The 474-nt window shown below is 46.4% G+C and carries 1 protein-coding gene; it reads right to left on the reverse strand.

The window, feature by feature from the left end; genetic code table 11:
- Positions 1 to 30: 30 nt before the first annotated feature.
- Positions 31 to 474: radical SAM family protein (locus JWH17_RS23290; protein ID WP_205225094.1), on the reverse strand; the 444-nt coding region annotated here is incomplete at its 5' end.

Below are 474 nucleotides of genomic sequence, written 5' to 3' on the forward strand. Positions count from 1 at the left end.
CAGTGATCCCTCTGATATTACCGAATTAGTTTATTGCAGGTATGGATTGAAATAGCCGAAGCCAAGAGAGGGAAAGCTTTTGTGCAACGCATCTCTCCACGCCCGAATTCCCATGGTTTGCGCCTCACCAGGAAAGCTGATGCAGCGCAGATACCATAAGGGATCCATATTCAGGTTGCGCAGTTGGATAAGGTCTGGTGAGCAGCGCTCAATCAGTCTGCTTAAGGCATCGAATTCAGTGACAGAATCGGTGAATCCCGGGAGGATAAAGTAATTGAGGGAGACGAATTTTCCGGCATCCTTCATGATTTTTATTGAGAGTTCAACGTCCTCATACCTGTAATTAGAAGGTCGATAGTATGATGTATAGTATATTTCCTGGGCAGAATTCAGGCTGACCCGAAGGCTGTCAAGGCCGCTTTGCGCCAATACTTTAACCTTTGCGGGAAGACTGGCGTTGGAATTCAGGTTAAT

The organism is Desulfogranum marinum (genome assembly GCF_016918565.1).
In the GTDB taxonomy this organism is placed as follows: Bacteria; Desulfobacterota; Desulfobulbia; order Desulfobulbales; family Desulfobulbaceae; genus Desulfogranum; species Desulfogranum marinum.